The organism is Aquabacterium sp., assembly GCF_021768455.1.
Taxonomy (GTDB): domain Bacteria; phylum Pseudomonadota; class Gammaproteobacteria; order Burkholderiales; family Burkholderiaceae_C; genus Aquabacterium.
Genome location: NZ_JAIZVX010000176.1, coordinates 1 through 7,537 on the forward strand (window position 1 = coordinate 1; position 7,537 = coordinate 7,537).

Annotated in this window: 5 protein-coding genes; 2 read left to right on the top strand and 3 right to left on the bottom strand. The window is 66.8% G+C overall.

Annotation, left to right across the window (positions count from 1 at the left end; genetic code table 11):
• A partial coding sequence (locus tag QZ994_RS17450; protein ID WP_290874657.1) for a TolC family protein occupies positions 1–959 on the bottom strand: 959 nt, incomplete at its 3' end.
• Positions 960–1,248: 289 nt separating this feature from the next.
• On the opposite strand from QZ994_RS17450, the gene QZ994_RS17455 reads away from it, so the two are divergent.
• Together QZ994_RS17455 and QZ994_RS17460 are read left to right on the top strand one after the other, a co-directional pair.
• Positions 1,249–1,899 carry a transglutaminase-like cysteine peptidase gene (locus QZ994_RS17455; RefSeq protein WP_290874659.1) on the top strand — a complete coding sequence of 217 codons (651 nt, stop codon included), beginning with the start codon at positions 1,249–1,251 and terminating at the stop codon, positions 1,897–1,899.
• A gap of 43 nt (positions 1,900–1,942) precedes the next feature.
• Positions 1,943–3,859, top strand: a complete 1,917-nt coding sequence (locus QZ994_RS17460; protein ID WP_290874662.1) for an EAL domain-containing protein — start codon at positions 1,943–1,945, stop codon at positions 3,857–3,859.
• A 48-nt stretch (positions 3,860–3,907) separates the two neighbouring features.
• On the opposite strand, the gene QZ994_RS17465 is transcribed toward QZ994_RS17460, so the two are convergent.
• Both QZ994_RS17465 and QZ994_RS17470 read right to left on the bottom strand, forming a co-directional pair.
• On the bottom strand, positions 3,908–5,350 hold the full coding sequence (locus QZ994_RS17465; protein ID WP_290874665.1) for an HlyD family type I secretion periplasmic adaptor subunit: 1,443 nt from the start codon (positions 5,348–5,350) through the stop codon (positions 3,908–3,910).
• Between the two features lie 18 nt (positions 5,351–5,368).
• Positions 5,369–7,534, bottom strand: a complete 2,166-nt coding sequence (locus QZ994_RS17470; protein WP_290874669.1) for a type I secretion system permease/ATPase — start codon at positions 7,532–7,534, stop codon at positions 5,369–5,371.
• Between the last annotated feature and the right edge of the window lie 3 nt (positions 7,535–7,537).

Below are 7,537 nucleotides of genomic sequence, written 5' to 3' on the forward strand. Positions count from 1 at the left end.
TACTGCTTGACGCGGGCCTGGTCGGAACCACCGTTGTAGAGGTTCCAGTTGAGCAGCAGTTCGGCGGCGGTGTCACGTTTCTGGTCCTGCACGCCATCGAAGTTCTTGCCCACGCCAGTGCGGAAGCGCGCCTCGACCTTGGGCTGGAAGGGGCTTTCCTTGCCCTTGGCCTGCGATTGAACCGCGCGCAGGTTTTCCACCGCGGCGCTGATGCTGGCGTGCCGGGAGAGCGACTGGTTCACCGTGTCGGTGTTGCCAGGCAGCAGCCCTTTTTCCAGTCCGGCGACGCTGGCCAGCCTGGGTGCGGGCGCTTCCCCGACCAGGCGCAGGTAGCGGGCGCTGACGTCATGCAGGTTGGCGACTTCCGTGGTCAGGTTGGATTCGGCCAGGGCCAGGCGGGCGTTCGACTGCTCGGCATCCACGCCGCGGCCCACACCGGCCTTGAACTTCGACTGGAGCTGATCGGCGGCGTACTTGTGCTGCACGTAGTTGTCTTCGGCCAGGGCCACCAGCTTGCGGTAGCGCTGCACGTCGAGGTAGGCCTTGGCGGTTTCCAGGGCGGTGTCTTCGGTGGCGGCCAGGAACTCGAAGTAGCGTGTCAGGCGGGCATGACCGAGGCGATCGACCTCGGTGCGCGTGGCCAGGCCGTCCCAGAGCATCTGGTTGGCCGTCAGGGCGATGCCGTTGCGGGTCAGGCTTTGCGAGGCGGGGCTGCGGCTGGTGATGCGGTCGCTGTCGCGGCCGACGCTGGCGCTCAGGCCGATCACGGGGCGGAAGCCGCCGCTGGCCACGTCGGTTTCATTCGCGGCGGCCTGCAAGGCGTTCAGGCGAGCGGTGACTTCGGGGTTGTTCGTGATCGCCTTCTGGACGGCATCGGCCAGGCCAGCACTGGCGGTCTGGGCATGGGCCACGCTCAGCAGGCAGGCCACAGAAAGGGTTGTCAATCCGAACGATTTCATCACAGTCTTCACGTTTCAACCTCATCTTTGAGAGGGTGGCATCGGCGCGGTTGCAGGTTTCTTGAGCGCGGGCCACCATTCAGGCGTCTTGAATCACCACTGCTGCGCATTCTGACATCGAAAACCCGTGGCTTTGCCCGGCAGAGAATGGGGTGCGTGATGCGTCCACCGTGGTGCGACAAAACGAGGGTCAAGTTTGGTATCGACCAACCGATCTAAGGATGTGTTCTCTCAAAAGCTGTCCTCCCTCTGTCGACAGGCTGGTCAGCATTTGGCCTGGCCGGCACGGGTGATCCCTCTTCGGATTCGCTGGCGAGCGCTGTGTCTGGCCTTTCTGCTGGCCTGGCCCGGCAGCCAGGCCCTCGATTCCAGCCGTGTGCTGTCGACCGCCCAGCGTGCGGGGCCGGTGGCATTGGCCCGGGCACAGGCCCTGATTCAGGAAATCGTGGAATCGGCCGGGCACGACGAAGAATCTCGCCTGCGCACCGTCAATACCTTTTTCAATCGCCAGGTGCTTTACCGCGATGACCGCGAGGTCTGGGGTGTGGTCGATTATTGGGCCTCGCCCCTGGAAACACTGGGCAAAGGGCAGGGTGATTGCGAGGATTACGCCATCGGCAAGTATTTCGCGCTCCTGGCTTCCGGCATATCGGGTGCGAAGATGCGACTGGTTTATGTGCGAGCCCAGGTGGCCGGTGGCACCCAGGCCCACATGGTGCTGGCCTATTACCCGGAGCCCAATGCCGAGCCCCTGATCCTGGACAACCTGGTCACCGAGATCCGACCGGCCTCCAGACGCCCGGATCTCAGCCCTGTTTTCAGCTTCAACGCCGAAGGTTTGTGGCAAGGTGTCGCGGGGGCCAGTGCGGGCGACCCGGTGGCCCGTTTGTCGCGCTGGCGCGATGTGCTGGCCAAAGCCAAGGCCGAAGGCTGGTGGTGAAGAGCAGAAAACGGAGTGCGCAGCGCAGGCTGCTGGAGAGCATATGTCCCTGATTCGACAGATCTGGTTGTTGTTGCTGACGACGCTGCTGATGGCGTTTCTTGGCAGCTTCGCCGTGTGGATGGTGTCGGCCCGGGGCTACCTGGAAACCCAGCTCCGCCTGAAGAACGCCGACAACGCCCAGTCGCTGGCATTGAACCTGTCGCAGCTCAAGGGCGACATGACGGGCATGGACCTCATGGCGTCGGCCATGTTCGACACGGGCTTTTACCAGCGGGTGGCCCTGAGGGACGCCAACGGCCGTGTGCTGTTCGAGCACGTGGTCTCCAGCGACACGAACAAGACCCACGCCCCTGCCTGGTTCGCCCAGCTGGTGCCGGTGGTATCGGCCCCGGGCGTGGCCCAGGTGTCGGACGGCTGGCGGGCGCTGGGCTCGGTCGAGGTGGTGAGCCATGCCGGCTTTGCCCACGACCAGCTCTGGGAGGGCAGCCTCAAGACGGCCACCTGGCTGGCGGTGCTGGGCGCCCTGGCAGGTGTGGCCGCGACCTTCGGGGTGCGCGGCATCCGCGAACCGCTGGACGCCACGGTCGATCAGGCCCAGGCCTTGATGGAGCGGCGCTTCATCACCGTCGTCGAGCCCAAGGTGCCCGAACTGGCCCGGCTGAGTCGGGCCATGAACGAGGTGGTGGTTCGACTCAAATCGCTGTTCGACGAGCAGGCTTCGCAGGTCGAGCTGCTGCGTCAGCAGGCCCATTGCGATCCGCTCACTGGCCTGTCGCACCGCCGCCATTTCATGGCCCAGCTTCAGGCCCAACTGGACAAGGAAGAAGGTTCGGGTTCTGGCGTGCTGTACCTGATCCGCCTGGTGGACCTGGTCGGGATCAACCGCACGCTGGGGCACCGCGCCACCGATGGCCTTCTGCAGCGCCTGGCCCAGGTGCTCAATGGGGTGTCGCGTGGTGTAGCCGGTGCGGCAAAGGGGCGCCTCAATGGCGGTGATTTCGCGGTCTGCCTGAGCAGCGTCGACGTGCCCTTGCCGCAGGCTGAGCACTATGCCGACGCGCTGAGGCGTGTGTTTGCCGAGCAGGCGGTGTCGGCCTCGGTGGTGATCGGCGCTGTGCCATGGAGTCGCGGCATGCCGGTTGCGCAGGTGCTGGCCGCGGCCGACTCGGCACTGGCCCAGGCCGAAAGCCGCGGTGCCTTTGCCGTCGAGAGCGCCGTGCTGCCCGAGAGCAGCGCGCCCGTGCTGGGCGAAGACGAGTGGCGCCGTCGCCTGGCAGGCGCCCTGTCCGAGCACCGTCTGCAGTTGATGCGCTTCCCGGTGGTCGATGGCCTGATGGCCCTGGTGCACCACGAGTGCCCGCTGCGCCTGCAGCTGGAGCCCGGTGGCACCTTCGAGCCGGCCGCCCGCTGGTTGCCCATGGCCTTGCGCTGTGGGCTGATTTCGCAGATTGACGAGGCCGCGGTGGGGCTGGCGCTGGACCAGATCGCCCAGGACCAGCAGGCCCGCGGTGTGAACCTCTCGCCCGCGTCTCTGGCCGACAGCAGCTTTGTGCCGCGCCTGCGCGCGCGCCTGGCGGCTTCGCCCGAGGCCGCGCGCCACCTGTGGCTGGAGGTGGCCGAGGCCGCCGCCATCGACCGTTTCGACATGGTGCGCGAACTGTGCAAGCAGCTTCGCCCCTTGGGTGCGCGCATCGGGCTGGAGCATGCCGGCGAGCGCCTGACCCGCATCGAGTTCCTGTTCGAGGCGGGCCTGGATTATGTGAAGCTCGATGCCTCGGTGGTGCAGGGCGTGGCCCAGGACACGGCCCGCTCGGCCTTTGTCTCGGCCACCGTTGGCATGCTGCACGGGCTGGGGTTGCAGGTGTTCGCCGAAGGGGTGAACGAGCTGGCCGACATCCAGGCCCTGCGCCAGGTCGGCATCGATGGGGTGACCGGCCCGGCCGTGAAGATGGCCTGATCAGCCGGTCTGAATTGCAGGGCCTGTGGCTCTCGCGCCTTGGCGGGTTCAGCGCTCGCGCAGCGCGTAGGCGTGGGCCTTGAGCACGGGTTTGAGCAGGTAGGACAGCACCGTCTTCTGGCCCGTGAGCACGTCCACTTCGGCGGTCATGCCCGGGATGATGGGCATCTTGTCGCTGAAGTTGGTCTGGTGGGTGCGCACGCGCACGATGTAGAAGGTGTTGGTGCCGCGCTCGTCGGTGACGGTGTCGGGGCTGATGTTTTCCACCACCGCGTCGAGGCCGCCGTAGATCGAGAAGTCGTAGGCCGTGAATTTCACGGTGGCCTTCTGGCCTGGGTGGATGAAGGCGATGTCGCGTGGCTGGATCTTGGCTTCCAGCACCAGCGCGTCGTCCAGGGGCACGATCTCGACGATGTCCTTGCCCGGCGAGACCACGCCGCCCACCGTGTTGGCCAGCAGCCGCTGCACGCGGCCGCGCACCGGGGATTTGACCGTGGCCTTGTCCACCTTGTCGGCCAGGGCGACGGCGCCTTCGTTCAGGGCGTTGAGCCGGCCCAGCACCTCCGAGAGCTCCTTGCGCGTGTCGTTGCGGAAGGACAGTTCGGTCTCCTGGATCTTGCGCGTGGCCTCGGCGATGGAGGCCTGGGCGCGTGCAGCCTGGGCGCCTGCCTGCTCCAGGTCGCCGCGTGCCCGGCTCACGTCGCGCTCCAGGCGCAGCACGTCGACCTCCGAGACCGCGCCGCTGGCCAGCAGCGGTCGGGTCTTGGCCAGTTCCTGCTGCGACAGGTCGAGCGAGCGGCTGGCCGATTCGCGCTTGGAGCGCGCTTCGCTCAGCTCCTGCTGGCGCTGCGCCAGTTGCTGCTGGCTGATCGAAATCAGCGCTTCGAGTTCGGAGCGGCGTGCGTCGTAGAGTTGGCGCTCTTCGTCGACGATGCGCTTTTCTTCGGCGTTGTCAGGCCGCGGTGTGGGCGGGGTGAAGCTGTGGCCTTCGGCCAGGGCCTTCAGGCGCGACAACTTGGCCTGCAGCGCAAACGACTGGGCTGCGCTCTCGCGGACACCCGAAGTGGCACGGGTCTCGTCCACCTTGAGCAGCAGCTGGCCGGCCTCGACCACCTGGCCCTCTTTCACCAGGATCTCGGTGACCACGCCGCCGTCCAGCGACTGGATCACCTGCAGCTGCCTGGAAGGAATGACCTTGGCGTCGCCCTTGGTCACCTCGTCGACCTTGGCCAGTGCGGCCCAGGTGATCAGGACCACGACGACCAGCAAGGCCCCGCGCAGCACGGTTTGTGCGCGGTAGGTGTGCTCGCGCGACATGACGGCGTCGGCTTCCAGCTCGAAGCTGCGCATGCCGCTGGCCTGGGCGGCCTCGGGCGTCACGCGGGCGCCGGTCAGCCTGTCGAGCAGGCGGTCGGTCAGGGGGGCGATGCGGGTGCGGAGGGCTTCCAGGCCTTTGATCAGACCCAGGCCCAGGGTGCTCAGTGTGCTCATGTGGGGGCTCCGGGCAGGTCAGGATGCGCGCGAGATGCGGCCAGCCGCGAGCGCCTGCATGATGCGTTCGCGTGGGCCGTCGGCCACGACCTTGCCCTGGTCGATCACGATCACGCGGTCTACGAAGGCCAGCATCGAGGTGCGGTGGGTGACCAGCACCACGGTCTTGCCTTGGGAGAAGGCCTGCATGTTCTGTGTGACCAGGGCTTCGGTGGAGAAGTCCATGGCGCTGGTGGGCTCGTCGAGCAGCAGGATGGGCGCGTTGTGCAGCACGGCGCGGGCGATGCCCACACCCTGACGTTGACCGCCCGAGAGCAGCTCGCCACGCTCGCCCACCTGCATGTCGAAGCCTTGCGGATGGCGGCTGATGAAGTCCACCATGCCGGCGGTTTCGGCCGCGGCCACGATGGCCTCGTCCTGCGCATGCGGCATGCCGAAGGTGATGTTCTCGCGCAGGGTGCCGTAGAACAGGTTCACGTCCTGCGAGACGTAGCCGAGGTTGCGGCGCACATCGGCCGGATCGAGCTGGCGCATGTCGATGCCATCGATCAGCACCGCGCCTTCCTTGGGCTGATAGAGGCCCAGGATGAGCTTTTGCAGCGTGGTCTTGCCCGAGCCCACCTTGCCAATCAGCGCGACCTTTTCGCCAGGTGCCACCTTGAAGCTGACGTCGTCCAGCGAATGGTCCTGACGGCCCGGGTAGGCGAAGGACACATGGCGGAACTCGATCTCGCCCCTCAGTTCGCGGCGCTGCACGAAGCTGCTGCCCTCGGGGCGCTCCACAGGCTGATCCATGATCTTGTTGAGCGATTCGAGCGCGGTGCGGGCGCCCTGGTACTGCATCAACAGGCCCACGATCTGCCCGGCCGGCGCGAGGGCGCGGCCCGCGAGCATCGAGGCGGCGATGAGGCCACCCATGGTGAGCTGTTTGTCGGTGATCAGGTAAACGCCGATCAGCACGATCGCCACGGACACCATCTGCGTGAGCGTGGCCGTGGTGTACATGGCCGTGGACGAGAGCCCGCGCATGCGCACGTTCAGCGTCGAGAGGAACTGGTTGGCCCGTTCCCAGCGGGCCTGGATCAGGCTTTCGGCGCCTTGCGACTTGATGGTTTCGATGCCGGTCAGGCTCTCGACCAGGGTGGCGTTGCGCTGGGCCGAGGCCTGGTAGGTGCTTTGCGAGAGCTCGTGCAGGCGGTGCTGCAGCACGTAGCCCGAGACCACGATGACGAAGAACACCAGGATGACCGGCAGGATCAGCCAGGGCGAGATCCATGCGATCACGAATAGGAAGAGCACGGCAAAGGGCAGGTCGATCAGGGCCGTGACCGTGCTGGAGGCGATGAAATCGCGCACCTGCTCGAAGCCGCGCAGGTTGGAGGCAAAGGAGCCCACCGACTGGGGGCGGTTTTCCAGGCGCATGCCCAGCACGCGCTCCATCAGCGTGGCGGAGATCTGCACGTCGATGCGCGCGCTGGCCTCGTCCACAAAGTGGCTGCGCAGCAGCTTGATGAACACGTCGCTCACGAACACCAGCGTCACACCGATGGCCAGCACCCACAGCGTCTCGGTCGCATGGTTGGGCACCACGCGGTCGTAGACGTTCATCGAGAAGATGGGGTAGGCCATCGCGAACAGGTTGATGAGCAGGGCCGCCCACAGCACGTCGCGGTACACAAAGCGCTGCGCCAGCACCGGACCCCAGAACCAGTGGCCACTGCGGGTGGCCTTGACCTCGGGGGCGCGTTCGTCGAAGCGAAAGTGCGGTCTGGCAAACAGCACCACACCGCTGTAGCGGGCCTCGAGCTCTGCGGTGCTCAGCTTGACGGCGCCCTGGCCGGTTTCGGGCAGCAGCACGCGCCAGGTGGCGTCGCCAGTGGCCTCGGGCGATGCCGTTGGGGGCGCTTCGCGGCCCAGCAGCACGCAGGCCGAATCTCCTTTGAGGATCAGGATGGCGGGCAGGGTCAGGTCGTCGATCTGATCGAGGCTCAGGCGCTGCAGGCGGGTTGCCAGACCGGCGCGCCCAGCGGCGCGTTCGGCAAGGGTCAGGCTCAGCGGCCCTTTGTCGAGCGGCAGTCCGGCCGACAGCGAAGCGCGCGATGCGGCGATGCCGTGCAGCCGGCAGACTTCGATCAGGCTGTCGAGCAGCGGGTCAGGGGCCACGAGGTCCTCGCGCAGGCGCAGGGC

Bases quoted from the DNA above. Each gene is read 5' to 3' on its own strand.
- QZ994_RS17460 (WP_290874662.1), top strand. From the start codon at position 1,943: ATGTCCCTGATTCGACAGATCTGGTTGTTGTTGCTGACGACGCTGCTG.
- QZ994_RS17465 (WP_290874665.1), bottom strand. From the start codon at position 5,350: ATGAGCACACTGAGCACCCTGGGCCTGGGTCTGATCAAAGGCCTGGAA.